Source organism: Pedobacter kyungheensis (genome assembly GCF_000812965.1).
GTDB lineage: Bacteria > Bacteroidota > Bacteroidia > Sphingobacteriales > Sphingobacteriaceae > Pedobacter > Pedobacter kyungheensis.
In genome coordinates, this window is sequence record NZ_JSYN01000020.1 from 141,677 (window position 1) to 161,988 (window position 20,312).

Annotated in this window: 19 protein-coding genes; 13 read left to right on the forward strand and 6 right to left on the reverse strand. The window is 42.2% G+C overall.

Annotation, left to right across the window (positions count from 1 at the left end; genetic code table 11):
• Positions 1-6: 6 nt before the first annotated feature.
• From OC25_RS17180 to OC25_RS17205, 6 genes are all read right to left on the reverse strand, one after another.
• A complete protein-coding gene (locus tag OC25_RS17180) occupies positions 7-1,581 on the reverse strand; it encodes a sialidase family protein (RefSeq protein ID WP_245222040.1) in 1,575 nt (524 codons plus the stop codon).
• A complete protein-coding gene (locus tag OC25_RS17185) occupies positions 1,574-2,806 on the reverse strand; it encodes an MFS transporter (RefSeq protein WP_039478521.1) in 1,233 nt (410 codons plus the stop codon). Before OC25_RS17185 ends, OC25_RS17180 begins: the two co-directional genes overlap by 8 nt.
• A complete protein-coding gene (locus OC25_RS17190; RefSeq protein ID WP_039478523.1) occupies positions 2,803-3,945 on the reverse strand; it encodes a hypothetical protein in 1,143 nt (380 codons plus the stop codon). Before OC25_RS17190 ends, OC25_RS17185 begins: the two co-directional genes overlap by 4 nt.
• A 91-nt stretch (positions 3,946-4,036) precedes the next feature.
• The gene (locus OC25_RS17195) at positions 4,037-4,960 is read right to left on the reverse strand and encodes a dihydrodipicolinate synthase family protein (protein WP_039478525.1); all 924 of its coding nucleotides are present in this window, start codon (positions 4,958-4,960) and stop codon (positions 4,037-4,039) included.
• 64 nt (positions 4,961-5,024) lie between these two features.
• Positions 5,025-6,566 (reverse strand): SusD family outer membrane lipoprotein NanU, encoded by a 1,542-nt coding sequence (nanU, locus tag OC25_RS17200; RefSeq protein WP_039478528.1) that lies wholly within the window; start codon positions 6,564-6,566, stop codon positions 5,025-5,027.
• Positions 6,567-6,584: 18 nt separating this feature from the next.
• The gene (locus OC25_RS17205; RefSeq protein WP_039478531.1) at positions 6,585-9,863 is read right to left on the reverse strand and encodes a SusC/RagA family TonB-linked outer membrane protein; all 3,279 of its coding nucleotides are present in this window, start codon (positions 9,861-9,863) and stop codon (positions 6,585-6,587) included.
• 179 nt (positions 9,864-10,042) lie between these two features.
• Between OC25_RS17205 and OC25_RS17210 the strand changes: the two genes are divergently transcribed.
• The 13 genes from OC25_RS17210 to moaCB all read left to right on the forward strand — a co-directional run bounded on the left by OC25_RS17210 (position 10,043) and on the right by moaCB (position 20,211).
• A complete protein-coding gene (locus OC25_RS17210) occupies positions 10,043-10,747 on the forward strand; it encodes a FadR/GntR family transcriptional regulator (protein ID WP_039478534.1) in 705 nt (234 codons plus the stop codon).
• A 160-nt stretch (positions 10,748-10,907) separates the two neighbouring features.
• On the forward strand, positions 10,908-11,360 hold the full coding sequence (locus OC25_RS17215; protein WP_039478537.1) for a carboxymuconolactone decarboxylase family protein: 453 nt from the start codon (positions 10,908-10,910) through the stop codon (positions 11,358-11,360).
• Positions 11,361-11,493: 133 nt separating this feature from the next.
• Complete coding sequence (locus OC25_RS17220; RefSeq protein ID WP_039478540.1) at positions 11,494-11,841, forward strand: YciI family protein; 348 nt, start codon at positions 11,494-11,496, stop codon at positions 11,839-11,841.
• A 26-nt stretch (positions 11,842-11,867) separates the two neighbouring features.
• Positions 11,868-13,103 carry an RNA polymerase sigma factor gene (locus tag OC25_RS17225; protein WP_039478542.1) on the forward strand — a complete coding sequence of 412 codons (1,236 nt, stop codon included), beginning with the start codon at positions 11,868-11,870 and terminating at the stop codon, positions 13,101-13,103.
• A gap of 546 nt (positions 13,104-13,649) precedes the next feature.
• Positions 13,650-13,880, forward strand: coding sequence for a hypothetical protein (locus tag OC25_RS17235; protein WP_039478548.1), 231 nt, complete (start codon positions 13,650-13,652; stop codon positions 13,878-13,880).
• Between the two features lie 219 nt (positions 13,881-14,099).
• Positions 14,100-15,080: a GTP 3',8-cyclase MoaA gene (gene moaA, locus OC25_RS17240; protein WP_039478550.1), complete on the forward strand. Its 981-nt coding sequence runs from the start codon at positions 14,100-14,102 to the stop codon at positions 15,078-15,080.
• Positions 15,081-15,087: 7 nt separating this feature from the next.
• Positions 15,088-16,266: a molybdopterin molybdotransferase MoeA gene (locus OC25_RS17245; RefSeq protein ID WP_039478553.1), complete on the forward strand. Its 1,179-nt coding sequence runs from the start codon at positions 15,088-15,090 to the stop codon at positions 16,264-16,266.
• A gap of 2 nt (positions 16,267-16,268) precedes the next feature.
• A complete protein-coding gene (locus OC25_RS17250) occupies positions 16,269-17,009 on the forward strand; it encodes a sulfite exporter TauE/SafE family protein (RefSeq protein ID WP_039478555.1) in 741 nt (246 codons plus the stop codon).
• A gap of 1 nt (position 17,010) precedes the next feature.
• The gene (locus OC25_RS17255) at positions 17,011-17,508 is read left to right on the forward strand and encodes a molybdopterin-binding protein (RefSeq protein ID WP_039478557.1); all 498 of its coding nucleotides are present in this window, start codon (positions 17,011-17,013) and stop codon (positions 17,506-17,508) included.
• A 4-nt stretch (positions 17,509-17,512) separates the two neighbouring features.
• Positions 17,513-17,746, forward strand: a complete 234-nt coding sequence (locus OC25_RS17260) for a MoaD/ThiS family protein (RefSeq protein WP_039478559.1) — start codon at positions 17,513-17,515, stop codon at positions 17,744-17,746.
• Positions 17,747-17,749: 3 nt separating this feature from the next.
• Positions 17,750-18,856, forward strand: coding sequence for a ThiF family adenylyltransferase (locus OC25_RS17265; protein ID WP_039478561.1), 1,107 nt, complete (start codon positions 17,750-17,752; stop codon positions 18,854-18,856).
• Position 18,857: 1 nt separating this feature from the next.
• Complete coding sequence (locus OC25_RS17270; protein ID WP_039478564.1) at positions 18,858-19,301, forward strand: molybdenum cofactor biosynthesis protein MoaE; 444 nt, start codon at positions 18,858-18,860, stop codon at positions 19,299-19,301.
• Position 19,302: 1 nt separating this feature from the next.
• A complete protein-coding gene (gene moaCB, locus OC25_RS17275; protein ID WP_039478566.1) occupies positions 19,303-20,211 on the forward strand; it encodes a bifunctional molybdenum cofactor biosynthesis protein MoaC/MoaB in 909 nt (302 codons plus the stop codon).
• Positions 20,212-20,312: the final 101 nt, after the last annotated feature.

Genomic DNA, 20,312 nt, shown 5'->3' on the forward strand with positions numbered 1-20,312 from the left:
ATTGATTTACCTGATAATTTCGCTCACCGGAATGCGGACAAAATACAAATCCCTCACCCCTTCGTAAAAGAAACCAATGGTTTTATCGTCGATTTTAGTCAGCGAAGAATAGCCGTAAAATTTCCGTTCATCAATAAGTAACTGGTTTTTAGCATCCCAGCTTTCGCCCAGGTCTAAACTGGCTTTAATGGTTAAATTGTAGCGGGCAGTTTGTGCATTATCGTTACCGAAAAACACCACTTCTTTTTGCTTTCCTTTAACATTTACAATTGCTTTAATGAAACTGGCCATGCAAACCGGATCGGCTAAGGTTCGGTAAGAAGTAGCGTGCTCGAGCCAGGTTTTACCCATATCACTGGTGGTGGCTACGCTCCTAAAACTCCCGCGGTTATCGCGCATGTTTAACATCAGCACACCTGGTGTAGTTTCTATTAGCTGACTCTCGGTGGTATTCGGTTTAGGCCCGTCTTCAGTTTTCCAGGTTTTACCATGATCGACGCTGTACACCAAAGTAGAATAAGGCATGGCATGCTCATCCCAATATTGAGCGGCAAATACCAGTTTACCATCGGCCATGGCGATACCGCTTCCAGGTCCGTTAAAAAACAGGTTCCAGGCAGGGTCTTTGGTGCCCGCAGTAATGCTTTTGGGTGCCGACCAGGTAAGACCGTCATCATCACTGCTTACCAGTACCAATTGCCCGGTAACGTCTTCTGATAAGCCGGGTTTAGAGCCGGCAATAGAGCGGTTTCCTTTGCTCCACAAGGCAGCTACCCATATTTTTTTGGTAATTGGATCGAAAAGCACAGCCGGATCGCCCACCCCGTTATTTTCATTGGGTTCGCCCATGTCCATAATTACTTTTGTGGCTTGCCAGGTACGGCCGCCATCGGTACTGCGGCTTGTTCCTACATCAATATTGCCCGGTAAATCGCCTGAATTTTTATAGCGGATATCGTAAACGGTAATTAAGGTGCCCTTGTCGGTAGTAGCGATACCCGGAATGCGGAAAGTATTCACGCCATCATCGCCGGCTTTTTTAACCGCTACGCCTAATCTTTTCACATATCCTGCACCCTCTTCAGCAACACGATAAGTTTTTGCATGGGCATCTTCCAGCTGGTTAACATGAAATTCAATTTTCGAATCGATATCGGCATCGGCCTTAAGTTTAGCGGTAAACCAAAGGTAATGAACCCCCGGTTTTAGGTTAAGATTTACATCGAAACTGATATTTACAGTTGAAGGATTAAGGGCAAGCAGTTTATTTTTTTCGTTAAAAAGCGGCTCTGCACCCGTAAAATACAGATCCAGCTTTTCGATGGCCTTTATGCCTTCCGGATTAAGCTTTGTAGTGATTTTTTTAAGCGGGATTTCTGTTCCGGCCGGAACATATATCCTTAAGCGCAAAAGCTGATTGCTTTCCATCCCCTTCAAAACCGGAATAACCTGCGCAGTGGAACTAATTTCGATACCTTTTTGCGAAAAAGCCTGGAGTGTACTAAGTGTAAGCAGGACTAATAATCCAAACTGTATTTTATTTTTAATCAATTTCATCATCATTTTTGTTGAATTAAGCATCTTCAAAATCATTAAACTTCGGTCGCAGAAAATAGAGCTGAACCAGTAAAGCAATCAGCACAATAACCGAGAGCATGGCAAAATCTTTACCCAAGCTCCCCGAATCGGTCGATTTACCCAGAAAATCGGTGATAAAAGCACCCGCAAATACACCGGTCATATTCATGATCCCGTAGGCTGTAGCCCGGTATTTTGCCGAAACAAACTGGCACAGGATAGGCATATTATTGGCATCGAACATGCCATAACCAAAACCAAAACAAAATGCCGCCCCGATAATATTAAATAAGGAATGGCCAAAACCAATTAACAATAGCGATGGAATGGTTAAGGCCAAACCAATGGCGCTGGTATAAATACGGCCTTTAATATTTTTCTGCACCCACCTGTCTGACAAAATCCCGCCAAAAATTACCCCTAAAAATGATGATGCGGCAATGGTAATGGTCGAAATTGGCCCAGCCTGTGCCATATCTATTTTCAGATTATTGGCAAATAAAGTAGGTAACCAGTTTTTGGTTGCCCAGCCCGGTAAACTCGGAATGGCAAAATAAATGAGGATTACCCAAAAAGAAATGTTGCTAAAAAGCAGTGCCAGGCCTTTAAAAAGATTTGGCTTTACCCGAATACTTTCACTTTCCTGCACGGTGGAAGCCTTTTTCTCCCGTAAGAAGAAAACCAGCACCAGTGCGTAAACAATGCCTACCAAGCCAAAGGAATGGAAAGTGGCCTGCCACGAAAATTTCGAAGCAATGGTTGCACCGAAACCGCCCAGGGCCTGACCCATGTATAAACCCGTCATGTGAATACCAATGGCCACCGACCGTGTTTTGGAGCTGTGGTAATCGGCAATGAGCGATAAACCTGCAGGAATATATAATGCTTCGCTTACTCCCATTAAAGCCCTTAACCAGTAAATCTGATTAAAAGTAGTAGCATAGCCCATTAAAAAAGTAACTGCCGACCATACGAGTAAACTCCCCACAATGAGCCATTTACGGTTCAGTTTATCGGCAATAATGCCCGATACGGGGCTCATAAAACCATAAATCCACAGAAAAATGGCCATTAAATAGCCAAAATTGGTTGCCGATTGCAGGTCTTGTATATCTACCTGCATGGCCGGCCGCATGGTAGAGAGCATTTGGCGGTCCATGTAATTGAGCAGGGCCACAAACCAAAGTAAACCAACCACTACCCATGCATATCTTTTTGTTTCTTTCATTTGGCTGTTTTTATTTTACCAGATAGAATTTTAGGCGTGCGTACGCCTGCTTTAATCTCCCCTCCTGCAATAATAATTTCATTTTCGAACCACACAGCCTGGGTGGTAACCGTTCCGTAAGGCATTGCGCCCGGAATTGCTGTCCAGACATTATGTGCAATATCATACTTCAATACTTTGCGGCTAAAACCAGGGTGTGCAGCCTGAATAACCGCTTTACTTTGGTTCAGTTTTGCTTTTCTTTCTTCATCTTTCTCTCGATTTATTTCCCCGATCAGCCTTTCTACCTGATGGAAAGTTTTACCCTCGTCGCCACTAAATACCAGCAATTCTTGTTGCGCACTAACACCACAAGCTGCAGATAATGGGACAGGCAAAGATGTTTTGGCTTTCCAAACGGGATTTTTGATATCAAACATCCATACATTTTTATAAATGGTACTGGTATCGCCCGAATTGCCTTTTCGGCCGCCGATTGCAAAAATTTTCGTTCCTGCGGTTAACAATACCGTATGCGAAACGGGTTGAGGCAGGTTAATTAATTTTTTCCAGCCTGCTGCTGTATTTTTCAAATCGAGCGTTAAAAACTGATCGGTGGCCCCACCGGTTGTTTCGCCCCCTGCCAGATATAAAATATCGCCCACCAGGGTTAAAGCAGCATTGGTTAGGCCTTCGGGTAAATCGGGAAGGGAATTAAGGGTTACCTTCCCGTTTTCCCATTGCATGATAAAAGCTTTTTGGCTCAGACCGGTTTCATTTTCGCCACCGGCGATAACAATTCCACCGGGTGTGCTGCATACTGCCGCATAAGCCAGATGGAAAGGTAATTTGGCTTGATAGGGCCTTAAGGCTAATCCACGAGCCATTTTACGGTAGATAAAAATATCATCGTAATATTTCTTCTTCCCGCCCTCCCAAGGCATTTTATCTGGAAAATTTGTTCCCCCGGCAATGAAAAGTAAATGCTGGTGACTACCCGTAATGGCGCCGGCCAAACCAATAGACTGGCTTTGTATTGGCGCAGGCGGAATTTTAGCTACCACATTCCAACCTATGGTTTGAATATGCTGCTGCGCCTGTAATTTTGAAAATGAAATAGCGGTGAGCAAGAAAATAAGGTATAAAAAGAGTTTTTTCATTAATGCGAATCGGGATTTAAATAAAGATAACAATTGCCTAACGATAATTAAGCCGATGCACTTTACCTTTAAACCTTTTCTGTTAATTTGTTTAATGTGCAGACCTGAAAGCCGCAAAGTCTAAACTTTCGACTTCACTTTTAAATTTTTCAAATTGCTGTTGGCCCATATTTTTTACAGGTAGCCTGAATTCGCCACAATCCATATCTACGAGTTTCATATAAGCTTTACCTGTTGCAATGCCGCCATATTTACCCAGTAAACGAATAAAATCTATCGATTTTTGCTGAAGTGTGGCTGCAGTTTTCAGATCGTTCTGTTCAAAAGCATCAATTAACTGTTTATATAAGGGCGTAAGGTAATTAAAGGTACTGCCTACAGCCCCTTTTGTGCCTAAAACCAATGCCGAAAGCATATTTTCGTCGCGGCCCCACAGCATATCGTATTTACCACCATTAAAATTCATGCAGGAAAGAAAATCCATAAAATCTTCGTGGGTGTATTTTACACCGGCAAAATTGGGGATCTTACCATCTACAGCGGCCAGCAAATCGATCATATTGAGATTTGCACCTGTCAATACGGGAATATGATAGTAATAAAAGGGCATATCGGGAACTTCGGCTGCAATTTCGGCACACATTTCGGCTAAAACAGCAACATTACCAGGTTTGAAGTAAGAAGGCGCGGTAAAGGAAACCCCGTATAACCCTACTTCCTGAGCATGTTTAGCCAGCGATTTACAGTCGGCCAGACAGGTGCCTCCTAATAAAGTCATTACTTTAAAATCAGCATCCTGCGCTGTTGCTTTGCCCCATGCTTCAGCAACCTTCATTTTTTCTTCTTTGGTTAAGGAAACTCCCTCGCCTGTTGATCCACAGATAAAGGCACCTGTAACACCATTTTTTTTCAAAAAATGATAGTATTTCGGAATCGCTTCCAGGTTTAATTCGCCGTTAGCATGAAAGGGGGTAAAAGGAGCTGCGATAAGACCTTCTAATTTAATGTTTTGCATATGATATATTGGTAATAATTAATTTAAGTGCCGGTATGCACCCCGAGCGCATACCAGCAATGTTTTAAAATACAGGATAGCCCGGATTTTGGTTAAGCGCCCTGTTATTGGTTAATGTACCACGGTCTAATGGCCACAACAATTTATAAGCTGTTGCCGCTGTAACTGGTGTATATTCGTAAACATAAGTGTCGCCCATACGTCTTAAATCGTACCAGCGCTTGCCCTCGCCTACAAATTCCAGAAAACGTTCTTTTAAAATGGCTTCGTTCGGATTACTGTCTACCGTTTGGTTCGGATAGCCCAAAGTAGCCACGTTGTAATTTGCAGCATAACCCCTTGCCCTTACCAGGTTAATTTCCGTTGCAGGGTTTTCGCCCAGCATTACCTTGGCTTCGGCCAATAAAAGCAACAAATCGGCATACCTGTAAATTACGTAATCGTTGGTATAAACTCTGTTTCCTGCGTTTTGTTCGCCCAGGTATTTTTTAAGGAAAGCCCCTGCAATGGTATAAGCACCTGCTGTATTTTTAGCGTAGGCCGCCTGTATGCTGATATTTTTCCGAACATCGAGGTTACTGAATTTGCGGTAAGTTGCAATTTTAGTCGGTGCCCGCAACAATCCTCCATAATTATCGGTAGCTACATCAAATTTGCGGTTAGCCAGCGAATCGTAAAAGTTAACTATCAGCCCGGTTTGAGGCACAAAGTTGCCAATAAAACCTAAAGTTGCTTCATCGAGCTTATTTTTCGAAGCGAAAATAATTTCATTATTATCCTTATTTGTGGTTGAAAAAACATCGGCATAGTTAGGCAGCAAAGAGGTGGTAACATTGCTTTGAATTTCTGTTAAAGCTGTTTTAGCCACGGTAGCATCAGCATTGCCTCCATCACGGTGTGCATTCCACAGGTAAACCTCGGCCTTGAGCATTTGAGTAGCGGCTTTAGACCAGAATCCTTTTTTGTTTTTGCTATCAAAAGCATAGCTTGTTCCGAAATTGTTGTTCGAAAGGTCGATATCCGCTTTAATTAATGCCATTACCTCAGCTTCGCTGGAAGCGGGTTTGGCGAGGTTGGCTACATCAACAGTGGTGGTTGGTTCGGTTTGTATAATTACCTTTCCCCAGCTCCGGTACATCTGGAAGTAATAAAAAGCACGCAAACCATAAGCCATGGCCAGGTAGTTTTTCTTTTTGGCATCGGCTAAAATACTGGTGCTGTTTAATTTCTGAATGAGCAAATTGATCTGGTTAATATTGCTGTAAAAACCACCAAATGCACTTACACCGGCATTATCGGCATCTAAAGTTTGTAGCCACATGCGCTCCAAACCTTGGGTTGCCTCACCGGTAAATGTGGCTGTAGATCCGGGATCAGTACCAAAAATATCAGACCGCAGCTCACCCAAATACTGAAAACTTGAATTGTGCCCCCTGAACCTGGCATACACGCCATTTACAAAAGCATCAAACTGATCGGCCGTTTGCCAGTAACTGGCATCGCTTAAACTGCTCACCGGACTCAGGTCTAATCCGTTTTTGCATCCGCTTAAGGTTAATCCGAACAGGCCAATTACTAATCCTATATTTCTAAATATCTTTTTCATGTCTATCCTTAATTATTGTTAAAACCCAAGTTGTACGCCCATAATAAATGTTCTCGGTGTTGGGTAAGTTCCCGAATATATGCCGGTAATTGCGCCGAGTGATACCGGTGGTTCGGGCGATGGGCCAGAAAATTTGGTGATGTACAACAAGTTACTGCCCGTTACATAAATTTTGGCATTGTTAAAGAATTTCGATTTCTGCAGCAATCCTTTCGGTAAATCGTAAGAAAGGGTAACTTCTCTCAGGCACAGGTAATCGCCTTTTTCGTAAAAACGCGAATTGTTGCCATTTAACACAGCATTACCATTGTTGGCACGGGTATAATTTTGTTTCGAACCAGCAACCTGATCGGCATAATAAACTTTTGGAATATCGGTATCAGTATTGGTTGGCGACCAGGCCTGTGCCTGCAAATCGATATAATTAAAGGTACCCTGATAGTTGCCCAGCGTACGCGCTACCAAATCGTTGTAAATGGTATGGCCCAATGCAAAATCCCATCTGTTGTATAAACCAAAGCCTTTATAACTGGCATTGAAGTTAAATCCACCTGTCCATTTTGGATAAATATTGCCCAAATACACCTGATCACGCGTATCGATAATGTTATCGCCGTTTACATCTTCCCAGTTTACATCACCTGGAGTAATTCTTCCGTTGGTTCCAGCTGGTAAATTAGGGCCGGTTATGCCCGCAATGGCATCGGTTCGGTTACCTGCAACAGCGGCAATCTCGGCAGCATCTTTAAAAATGGAAACCTGACGGTAACCATAAATATTGCCTAATGGCTGACCTTCCTGTAAACCACCTACCCAAACTACCTGGCCTACTGCCGGATCGTAAATCTGTAATCCACCTTGTCTGTTATTGGCGTTGCCGTTAAATGGCAGTTGTAAGATTTTATTTTTAACAAAAGAGGCATTGGCACCAGCATTTAATTTCAAATCGCCTTTACTAATGATCCGCGCATCTACCCCAATCTCTACACCCTTATTCTGAAAAGTTCCTAAATTGGTCCTGAAACTAGAGAAACCGGTATAACTGGGTAGATCCAAATTGGTTAACAGATCGCTTGTTTTACGGTTATAATAATCAAAAATTACGGTAATGCGGTCGTTCAGTAAACCCATATCCAAACCTAAATCGGTGGTTTTACTTTTTTCCCAACGCAGCTCGCTGTTGATAATGCCGGTATTTAAAAAGCCTGCGCTTCCGTTATAATTTCCCTGCAAACTGTAAACCCCTTGTGTTTCGTACCGGCCTAAACCTGCAATATTTCCATTCTGTCCGTAGCTGATTCTTGGTTTTAAACTCGAAATTACCTGACTGATTTTAGAATTTTTGAAAAAAGCTTCACGGTGTACATTCCATCCTGCCGAAAGGCCCGGGAAGAAACCATTTCTGTTGTCTTTGGCCAGACTTGAAGCTCCATCCATCCTGAATACCGCTGTAAAAAGATATTTCTGATCAAAATCGTAAGCAAAACGGCCAAACGCCGATTGAATTTTATATTCAGTACGGGTGGTATAATTGTTTCCTGCGGCAAAAGTGGTTGAGGCATTTGCTGTCGGGATATCATCAGTAGGCGCATTTTGCCCTAATACCTGCGAACCGTAAGATTTTACATCGAAATACTCGCCCCCACCCATTACATTAAAATTGTGTTTGCCAAAGCTTTTGGTGTAGTTCAATATTCCATTGTATTGGGTTTGGAAATCGCGGCCAAAAGTACTGCTCGAAGTCCTGGTAGTACTGCTTCCTGAATTGGCAAAAACCTGTGCGTAGGTTTGTGTCGATTTTTGAAACGACTGATCAAGGGTTTCAAACAAGTAAGCATTTCCGGTTGCTTTGAAGTAAAGCCCGGGAATGATATCCCATTTCACAGCTGCATTGGCTACCACACGGTTTACTTCGTTCGAGCGGTCTAAACGCCCCAACCAGTATAAAGGGTTACCATCACTGGCGCTATTGCCTGGGTTTGCCACGGTTTTGGCTTCGTCAATCCAGGGATTAAAAGTTGGCCAGATGGCCAAACTCCTGTATAAAGTATTCACCTCGCCGCCAATGGTACCCAGCTGTGATGAAGTGGAAAGCGTTACACCTGAACTGATTTCCAGATTCGGTTTAATTTTGTAAGAGCCATTAATATCGCCTGTATAACGTTTGTATTTAGAACCCACAATTACCCCGTCTTCGTTAAAAGCATCAAAAGCTGCAAAATATTTGCCTTTGTCGTTACCACCGCTGGCACTTACATAATGGTCTTTGGTATAAGTATTCTGAAAAACAAGATCTTCAACTTCTCCGCCATGGTCTTTGTACATAATCTGTCCGCCATAAGGATCGTTTAGCACTTGCCAGCCAGCAGGTAGTACGGTAGTACCTGGAACATAAGTCCTGATATCAAAACTGGCCAGATCTGCAGCATTGGTAGAAAGGCCTAAACCGCGCGATGCATTGGCTTGTGCCAGGGTACGACCGGCATTTAAATAACCTAAACGGGTATAATAAATGTAATCGCCGGCCCCCATATAGTTGTAGCCTTTACGTTCCTGGTTGTAGCCTCCGGTAAATTTATAGGCAATTTGCGAACTGCCTGATTTACCGGTTTTGGTGGTCACTAAAATCACCCCGTTATTGGCTCTTGCTCCATAAATGGCTGTTGCAGAAGCATCCTTTAAGGTTTCGATTGATTCGATATTCTCCGAAGAAATATCACTCAACGAACGGATTACCCCATCTACAATTACCAGTGGCGCTCCCGGGCTGTTAATAGATGCTCCACCACGCAGTAAAATAGCAGGTGCAGCCCCTGGCTGACCAGAAGTTGTAACCACCTGCAAACCTGGAACAGTACCCTGTAATGCCGAAGCTGCATTTGAACGTGGCGTATTGGCCAGTACTTCTTTATCCAGTTTAGCAATAGAGTTGGTTACACTGCGGCGGTTTTGCGTTCCATAGCCCACCACCACTACTTCATCCAAACCTTTACTATCTTCTAAAAGCTTAATGTTAATGCTGCTTTGTTCCTGAATATTGATTTCCTGACTTAAGTAGCCGGTAAAACTGAAAACCAGCACATCGCCTTTATTGGCTTTAATGCTGTATGCGCCCGCCGGACTTGTTGAAGTTCCGTTTTTAGTTCCTTTAATCATTACTGTAACGCTCGGAATCCCCTGCCCGCTGGCGTCGGTAACCTTACCGGTAATGGTTTGCTGGGCAAATGCCGAAATCGTTGCAAAGAGTAGCAACATGGGCAAGCTAAGCCTGATGAGTTTGAAGTAAGTTTCTTTCATAATTTGGTTATCTTTATTTGTATTATGTTATACATAATAATACTAAGTACCGATTTATTTTATTTAATTGCAAATAATTTCTGCTTATTCTCAACTATAGTTTAAGTACTTAGCTTTATATTTGCGCTTTAAGCAGCCTTAAAAGCCGTTTTTGGAATAAAAATAAATTATACATAATAATGGATAGCATCAGTGATTTTAAACAAGTGGATACCAGTTCGTTGGTTGATCGTGTAGAAGATAAGCTTGTTCAGCTTTTGCAGGAGCGTAAATTAAAGGTTGGTGACAGCATCCCTACCGAGCTCGAACTTTGTGCTGCACTGGGCGTTAGTCGTACTGTGGTGCGCGAGGCCATGTTGCGCTTGCGTATGATGGGCCTGATCGAATCGAAAAAGAAAAAAGGTGCCGTTATTACCAGTCCGGATTTATTTGGCATCCTCTCTAAAAGCATGAACCCCCACATTCTGGATCAGGGCACCCTAAAAGAAATCTTCGAGATCAGGCTGGTGCTCGAAATCGGAATGGCCGATTTTTTATTCCAGCGCATTACAGACGAGGATTTAAAAGAACTGAGAACGATTGTTGATAACGAACCCGACGCCTCGCAGGATCATTTGTTTAATATCGAACACGAAATTGCTTTTCATGGTAAACTGTACGATATTACCGGTAATGAGACCCTCAGGAAATTCCAGAGTATGCTATTGCCAATATTTGATTTTGTGCACAACAGTGGCTTGCTCAAAAAACAGGGCCAATTGCACAAATTCGTATCGCACAAAGGCCTGGTTGATATTCTGGAAAACGGATCGCCCGAACTTTTTCGCAATGCCATGCGCAATCACCTCGAAAATCATTTTAACCGGCTCTTTGCTGAGGATTAGACTTAAAATCCAATAGACGAAAGCCTAACACATAAATTTATTTAACTGATAATCAATATATTAAATAAATTTCAAAATTTTATTTTAAAAAACTTTCAAAATCTGTCCAATTTCTGGCGTTCGCGTGTCATTAGGTTTTAACAATCAAAATTAAAACAAAATGGAAAAGAGAATTAATGTATTCGCAAAAGGAATGAACGCTTTAAAACCTTTATTGGAAATGGGACAGCAATTAAAAAAATCGTCAATTGGCCTTACCATTATCGAGCTGGTTGATTTCCGTGTATCTCAAATCAATGCCTGCGCCTACTGTCTGGATATGCACTCGAAAGATGCCCGCGCCAACGGCGAAACCGAGCAACGCCTTTACGGATTGAGCGCCTGGCGAGAAACCCCATATTATACTGATCGCGAAAGAGCTGCACTAGCCTGGGCCGAAGCTGTTACCGCTGCACATGTTACCGATGAGGTATATCTGGAAGCTACTGCACATTTTTCAGAGTTAGAAATGATCGAACTTACGCTCTTGGTAACCAACATCAACACCTGGAACCGCTTAAATCTTGCTTTTCCAAATGCAGTAGGTAGCTATAAAGTTGGTATGTTTGGATAAGAGAAATGATTGGATAAGTGAATGTTCAGCATAATATCTTTTCCTTCATACAAAATTCAAGTATTAGTCTTAGAAGTTGGTGTCGCCACCGACCTCTGCGCGAAACAAAATAATTAACCTTTAAAGCAATAAAATGAACGAATTTTTATTGATCTTCCGTAGGGCATTTACCCACGAAGACCAACCCTCACCTGAGATGCTTCAGGATTCGATTAAACAATGGCAAGACTGGTTTGGTGGGATAGCCGCGCAAGACAAATTGGTTAGGCCCCTGCAACGCTGGGATCTGGAAGGCCGCGTAGTGCATGCCGATAAAAATGTAATCAACGGTCCTTACGCAGAAATTAAAGAATCTATTGGCGGTTTGGTGTTAATCAGAGCCAAAGATTATGATGAAGCAGCAGAAATTGCCAAGGGTTGCCCGATTCTAAAATTAGGTGGTAATGTAGAAATCAGAATGGCTGTTACCCCAACTGCATAATCAAAAAGCCTATCTTTAAGCCGTAAATGGAAGAAAGCGCACTGATACCACATTTATTCAGAACAGAGTACCGCAAAATCGTTTCGGTGCTCTGTTACCGCTTCGGCATAGCGCATATCGAAACAGCCGAAGATATTGTGAGCGACACTTTTCTAACCGCTACCGAATCGTGGAGTATGAAAGGCATCCCTGAAAATCCGACTGCCTGGCTGTATACCGTTGCTAAAAACAAAACCAAAAATTACCTAAGGCATCATACTATTTTCGAACAAAAACTGGTTAACCAAATTCAGATCGAAGTAGAAAAAGAAACGGAAATCGATCTCGATTTATCAGACAAAAACATTAACGACAGCCAGCTGGCCATGATGTTTACCATTTGTGATCCGGTAATTTCGAAAGAAGCCCAGATTGCTTTGGCATTAAATCTCTTGTGTGGCTTTGGGGTACAGGAAATTGCCGATGGATTTTTGACCGGTAAGGATACCATTTACAAAAGATTAAAACGGACCAAAGAAAAGCTCAAAGAAACGGGAATCAAAATCGAGCAGCCTAAAGTTACAGCTATTAACCAAAGACTCGAAACTGTGCTCACTACTTTGTATCTCCTCTTCTCAGAAGGTTATTATTCTGTGTCAAACGATACTACGCTCCGTAAAGATGTCTGTGCAGAGGCCATGCGGCTAAATTACCTGCTCATTAGCAATACCATTACCGATTTACCGGCAGTTAATGCTTTATTTGCACTCATGTGTTTCCATGCTTCCAGGTTCGATGCCCGTACGGATGCTGATGGCACTCCTGTTTTATACGAAGAACAAGACGAAAAATTATGGAACCGGGAGTTAATCGATCAGGGCATTTATTACCTCAACAGGGCATCAACAGGCAGTACACTGAGTAAATACCATTTGGAAGCAGCCATAGCCTACTGGCATACCCATAAAGCAGACAGCACTGAAAAGTGGGAAAACATTTTGCAATTGTACAACCAGCTGCTCATTCTCGAATATTCGCCCATTATAGCCATGAACCGCACTTTTGCACTCGCTAAAACCAACGGAAAAGTGGCCGCAATAGCAGAGGCAGAAAAGCTGGAGCTCAACGATAACCACCTTTATTTTTCGTTACTGGGCAACCTGTATAGCGGTATTGACAATAAAAAGGCGTTAAAACATTTTAAAACTGCGACTGATTTAGCGGTTACCGAAGCGGATAAAAAGATGATTGATAAGAGCATCCAAAAGCTCGCTAATTGGTGATAAGATCTCCCGCTGATATGTTAAAAGCATAATTAGCTGATAAAATAAAATCTGCGGATATCTCCTTTAATCTGCGGGAAAAACTAATAAACCTCCCGCTGATGGCGCTGATGACCGCAGAAAAAACTAAAATAAAATCTGCGAATATCTCCTTAAATCTGCGGGAAAAACCTAATAACCTCCCGCTGATAACGCAGATGCACGCTGAGAAAAAGTAAAATAAAAAATAAAATCTGCGAAAATCTTCTTTAATCTGCGGAAAAAAACTAATAAACCTCCCGCTGATAACGCAGATGCACGCAGAAAAAACTAAAATAAAATCTGCGATTATCTCCTTAAATCTGCGGGAAAAACTAATAAGCCTCCCGCTGATAACGCAGATGCACGCAGAAAAAACTAAAATAAAATCTGCGATTATCTCCTTAAATCTGCGGGAAAAACTAATAATGCCTCCCGCTGAGAAAAAACTTAATTATTTTCAAAAAATTTAAAGTAATTCCTGAAGTCATCCGTCTACAGCATAAAATAAACCTAAAATCTTACGTTATGATCTCTGTTTTCAAAACAAATGTATTCACCGATAGCGAATTAAGTAAAATTAGTCCGCTGTTGAACCGTTACTTCAAAGAAATTAAATGGAATATCGATTTGTGGGATAACGATAAGATTCTCCGCGTAGATTCGAATAAAGACTGGACAAAAGAAATTACCGAACTATTTAACAGCATTGGTTTAAACTGTACCCATCTAGAAGCTTTCCATTCCGATCCGTTCTAATAAGCTTACAACTGCTTTTACCGAAACGAATTGTCATTTTCTGCGTTCTTTTAACTGTTTTTTCATTACCTTTTAACAGATAATGCATAAATTAGCATTAAATAACGGAATATTTTAGCATCAGCCAACGTATTTCACCAGAAAACCCGATTTAAAACTGTTCAATATTGCTAATTAAAGCGCAACAAGAACGGGATTACATCAAATCACACGTGGTAAATGATAACAGATTCTTTCGGTAGGGTGCACGATTATTTACGGATATCACTTACTGATAACTGCAATTTCCGCTGCTTTTATTGCATGCCCGAAGAAGAATACGATTTCACTCCTGCTTCGCGGTTAATGCAAACAGCCGAAATTATCCAGCTTGCCGAAATATTTGTAGCAAATGGGGTAAAGAAAATCAGGCTCACCGGTGGCGAACCCCTGGTACGTAAAGATGCCGCTGAAATTATTACCGCGCTGGGTAAACTGCCTGTTGAGCTGACGATTACCACCAACGGAACCCGAATTGCCGAAATGTTACCTGTTTTAACCGCAGCCGGCATTAAATCCATCAATATTAGTCTCGATACACTGCAACCCGAAAAATTTTTCCTCATTACCCGGAGAGATGTATTCCATCAGGTACGTGGTAATATAGAACTGCTTTTGCAGCACAAAATCAGGGTCAAAATTAACATGGTGGTAATGAAAGGCCTCAATGATAATGAAATTACCGATTTTATCAATTGGACCAAACACAACCCCATCCAGGTGCGGTTTATTGAGTTTATGCCCTTTAGCGGTAACAGATGGACCAGCAACAAAATGTTTTCGTTAGCTGAAATTTTAGCCATTATAGAAAAAGATTTTACGGTACTGGCACTAAAAGGTGAAGCACACGATACCGCTAAAAACTTTATGATACCCGGTCACGATGGCTCATTTGCCGTGATCAGCACCATGACCAACCCATTTTGCGATACCTGCAACCGCATGCGCCTAACGGCTGATGGCAAATTAAAAAACTGCCTCTTTTCGGATAGCGAAACCGATTTGCTTACGGCGCTCAGAAAAAAAGAAGCCATACTCCCACTTATTGAAGCAGCCATTTGGAGCAAGAAAAAAGCCCTTGGCGGACAATTGGTACCCGATTTTGAAAAAATTGATGCCACCACCATTCAAAACCGGAGTATGATTACCATTGGAGGATAAAACATTCATGATTAGCGTTAAAGCAGCAAAAGACCTTATTTCTGAAAATATTACACGCTTAGCCCCTGTTGTGATCAATCTCGAACAGGCCTCTGGCTATGTACTGGCAGCCGATATTTATGCACGATTCGATATTCCCGCTTTCAGACAATCATCAATGGATGGTTATGCCCTGAAATTTGCAGATTGTGAAAAAGAATTGCAGTTGATTGGCGAAATGGCAGCGGGTACCTCAACCAATCTTACTATTAATGCAGGCGAAACCAGCAGGATATTTACCGGCGCACCCTTACCAGATGGAGCCGATACCGTGGTGATGCAGGAAAAAATTACCCGGACAGGCGATAAAATTACCTTGCAGGATACCAACTTAAAATCAGGTTCAAACGTACGCGGCATAGGCTCTGAAATTGCTGCCGGTGCATTGGCCATGGAAAAAGGAGATTTGCTGAGTCCGGCCGCCATTGGTTTTTTAGCAGGTATCGGCATTACCGAAGTAAGCGTATTTCCATTGCCACAGATTGCCCTGATTGTAACTGGTAAGGAATTGCAAAAACCTGGTGAGGCACTGGCTTTTGGTCAGGTATACGAATCTAATTCTTATTCACTTGCAGCTGCTCTAAAAACTGAAGGCATAGCCGATCTTACAGTTTATGAGGCCGATGATGACCTGAACATCCTGCAAAACGTGCTTCAAACAGCATTAGATAAACATGATTTAGTGCTCCTAACTGGTGGAGTGAGTGTAGGTGATTATGATTTCGTGATTGAAGCGGCTAAGCGTTGCGGGGTAAAGCAGGTTTTCCATAAAGTTAAACAGAAACCAGGCAAACCGTTGTACTTTGGTACATATAACCAAAAACTGGTATTTGGTTTACCCGGCAATCCATCTTCTGTACTAAGCTGCTATTATAATTATGTACTGCCAGCTATTAAGGTTTTATCGCTAAAAAGCAATCCTGTAACCGAAGTTCAGGCCGTGCTTAGCCATCGCTATAACAAACCTGCCGGACTCACCCATTTCCTGAAAGGTAAATATGAAAACGGAAAAGTTAGCCCGCTAGGTGCGCAGGAATCATACCGGCTGAGTTCCTTCGCCCAATCCAATTGCCTTATTTGCTTAAACGAAACGCAAGAAAATTTCGAAGCAGGAGAAACTGTAACAGTACTCATTTTACCCCAATAACTATGCAAGAGAGCTTTATCCTGTTTTACTGTTTACTATTTATTGTTGCCTTTTTATATGCCTCAGTAGGTCATGGCGGGGCAAGTGGCTATCTGGCACTAATGGCCATTTTTGCCATTTCGCCTGCCGTAATGAAACCCACAGCCCTGTTACTCAATCTTTTTGTTTCCTCCACTTCTTTTATTCAATTTTATCGTGGCGGGCATTTTAAATGGAAAACCTTTTGGCCTTTTGCTTTAGCCTCTATCCCACTCTCCTTTGTGGGCGGTATGATGGCAATCGAAAGTTCCATCTACAAAAAAATACTGGGTGTGCTGTTACTGATCCCTGTAATTCGTTTTTTCTTTTTTAAAAACACCGATCCCAAAGATTTTAAACCATCAAATATTCCTTTATCACTGGCCATTGGTGGCATTATTGGCCTCTTGTCGGGCATGATCGGTATCGGCGGCGGCATTATCCTCTCACCTGTATTACTGCTGTTAAAATGGACAGATCAGAAACAAACCGCAGCCATTAGCGCTGCTTTTATCTTTGTTAACTCAGTTTCGGGTTTGGGTGGCCAATTAATCAAAGGTTTTGAATTTAACAGCCACATGCTGGCTTATGTGGGTGTTGCCTTTGCAGGTGGCATTTGTGGTGCCTATTTTGGTGCGCTGAAATTCCCGCAAACCGTATTAAAAAATGTACTGGCCTGCGTGCTGGCCTTAGCTGCTTATAAACTCCTTTTTACCCATGCTTAAGATGAAATATTTATTTATAGCTTTATTATTTACAGCTTTTGCTGCCCAGGCACAAGAAAGCAAACAATTTGTAATTGAAGGAAAGGTTAAGACAAACCTAACGGTTGCCATGGCCGATTTAAAACAATACAAAACCATTAGTTTGGATAGTATTACCGTTTTTAACCACTTAATGCAGCGCAAAAGCAGCATTAAAAATGTAAAAGGCGTGTTATTGAAAGATATTCTGGCCAAAGTAGAAATCGATACCGATTCGCCTAAAAAGCTGAGCGAGTTCTACCTGGTATTTACGGCTACCGACAATTATAAGGTGGTATATTCATGGAATGAAATTTTTAACTCGCCAACCGGTAACCAGTTGCTGGTACTTACCAGTTACGATACAGATCCGGCCAAAACCGAAAAAGGTAATATTGCCGTAATTACTGCAAGCGATTTTGCCACTGGCAGACGATTTGTAAAAGGATTGAGCAAAATCAACATCTTACAGGTAAATTAGCCCCATGAAAATTGAAATCATCAGTTTTGGAAAAATTGCCGAGTTTATCAGCGATCAAAAAATTGATATCGCTGAAATTGCCGACACCGATAGCTTAAAAATGCACCTGGAAACTTTATTCCCGGAGTTAAAAGGTATGAAATACAAATTTGCGTTAAACAATCAACTGGTACAGGCAAACAGCATCATTAACCAAAACGATATATTGGCCATCATGCCGCCTTTTTCCGGGGGATAAAAAATGAGTGCAGAACGATACAACAGGCAAATTATCCTGAAAGGATTTGGTGAAGCAGCGCAACAGCAGCTTTTAAAAGCAAAAGTGCTGGTTATTGGCGCGGGCGGACTGGGCTGTCCGGCATTACAGTACCTGGCAGCGGCAGGAATAGGCCATTTGGGTATTGTTGATGATGATACCGTTTCTTTATCCAACCTGCACCGTCAGATTCTGTTTACGACGCCCGATATCGGAAAATTAAAAACAGAGGTTGCTTCAAAAAGATTACAGGAAATGAATCCCCAGATTGGGATCGTTACCCACCCTATCCGGCTACAAAAAGGCAATATCCTCGATATTTTATCCCGCTACGACTATATTTTAGATGGTACCGATAATTTTGAATCGCGATACCTGATTAACGATGCCTGTGCCCTGCTTAACAAACCTTTAATATTTGCAGCCGTTTCGGGATTTGAAGGCCAGCTGGCCATATTTAATGCTGCAGATAATTTAGCAGGAAGCACCAACTACCGCGATATTTTTCCAGTGCCTCCCGGCAAGGGCGAAATCCCAAATTGTGCAGAAAATGGGGTTCTTGGAGTATTACCGGGGATAATTGGTACCATGGCAGCGGCAGAAACCATTAAACTGATTACCAAAACCGGCCAGCCGCTAAACAATAAAATATTAAACTACAACTTACTTACACACCAGCAATATATCATCAACATTAGCCAGAGCAGTGATTATGTACTGCCCAAATCAGTTGCTGAATTTTTAAATATGGAATATCAGGATACCAGCGAAGCGCCCCACGGATACGAAGAAATAGATACCGCGGCACTTACCAAACTCAGGCAACAAGAATCTGTTATCCTGATCGATGTACGCGAAAAACATGAGGTACCGGTATTGGATAAACAGGTTTTCACACAGGTGCCGATGTCAGAATTGAACGCTTTTATTACCAAAGGATTTTCGCAAAAACATGTGGTTTTAATTTGTCAGCATGGCATCAGAAGTGTTGCCGCTGCCGAAACACTCCAGGAAAAATTTGGCAACAGCAAGAAAATATACAGCTTAAAAGGTGGAATTGTTAAATGGAGAGACTATTTTATGAGACCTTAACATGAGCGACAAGAAGATCAAAAACATATTTGTACAAGGCAAAATAGAACCCGCTTTTATTGCCGATAGCATTGCCAAACACAGCAGCAAAACAGGCATTGGTGGCCACAGCATTTTTATGGGCCAGGTGCGCAAAGATGAAATAGCCGGCAAATTGGTTGCTGCAATCGAATACACCACCTACGAACCCCTTGCGCTCGAAAAAATGCACGAGATCAGAGAAGCTGTTTTTGCGAAATATCCGCTTAGCTGCATGCACGTTTACCACAGTTTAGGCACCATAAATGCAGGCGAAATCTGCTTATTTGTGTTTACCTCATCTGCTCACCGCAAACCAGCCATTGATGCCTGCAGTGAAGTGGTAGAACGTTTAAAAGCCGAATTACCGGTTTGGGGAAAAGAAATTTTTGAAGACTCCACCCACCAGTGGAAAGAAAATATGTAACATGGTTAATATCACAAAAAAAACGAACAGCTTAAGGATTGCCATTGCTACCGCTACGGTAAAAGTATCGAAACAGGAAACGATTGATGCCATTGAACAGCGCAAAATACCCAAGGGTGATGTGTTCGAATTTGCACGCGCTGCCGGGCTGTTTGGCGTTAAAAAAACCAGTGATGTTATTCCCGATTGTCATCCGCTCCCGGTAGAATATACGGCAATTACTTACGAAATCATTAATCTGGAGGTAATTATTACCGTTGAAGTGCATACCGTTTACAAAACCGGTGTAGAAGTGGAGGCCATGCACGGTGCTTCTGTTGCAGCGTTGACCATGTACGATATGCTGAAACCGATTGATAAAGGTGTAGAAATAGCCAATATTAAATTGCTTAAAAAATCGGGTGGCAAAACCGATCTTAAAAATGCACGGTTTCCTGAAATAAAGGCAGCGGTTGTGGTTTGCTCTGATTCTGTTTACGAAAATAAAGCGCAAGATAGCTCTGGCAAAGCCATTATGGCCCGCCTGGAGCAATTTAGTATCGATACTGAAAAATACGAAATCGTGCCTGATGAAGTTAAAGCCATTGGCGATAAAGCTACGGAATTGAGCAATGCTGGTTTCCAGCTGTTGATCTTTACCGGAGGTACAGGCCTTTCTCCCCGCGATGTAACACCAGAAGCCATTTTGCCCCTAATTGATAAACCCATAGCCGGCATTATGGAAACTGCCCGCCATTATGGACAGGAACGCATGCCTTATGCCATGCTTTCGCGCGGAGTGGCAGGTTTTATTGGCCAAACGCTTGTGCTTACCTTCCCCGGCTCCAAAAATGGTGTAGAAGAAAGTATGGATGTATTATTTCCGCATGTTTTTCACCTGTTCAAAGTAATTAAAGGCGAAAAACATTAGGTTTTGTTGTATCAAACCTTGCTTTCTCTTTAAGCTTGTCACGTTGAGCCTGTCGAAACGCCTCATTAGCAATTTACATAGATCCTTCGACAGGCTCAGGA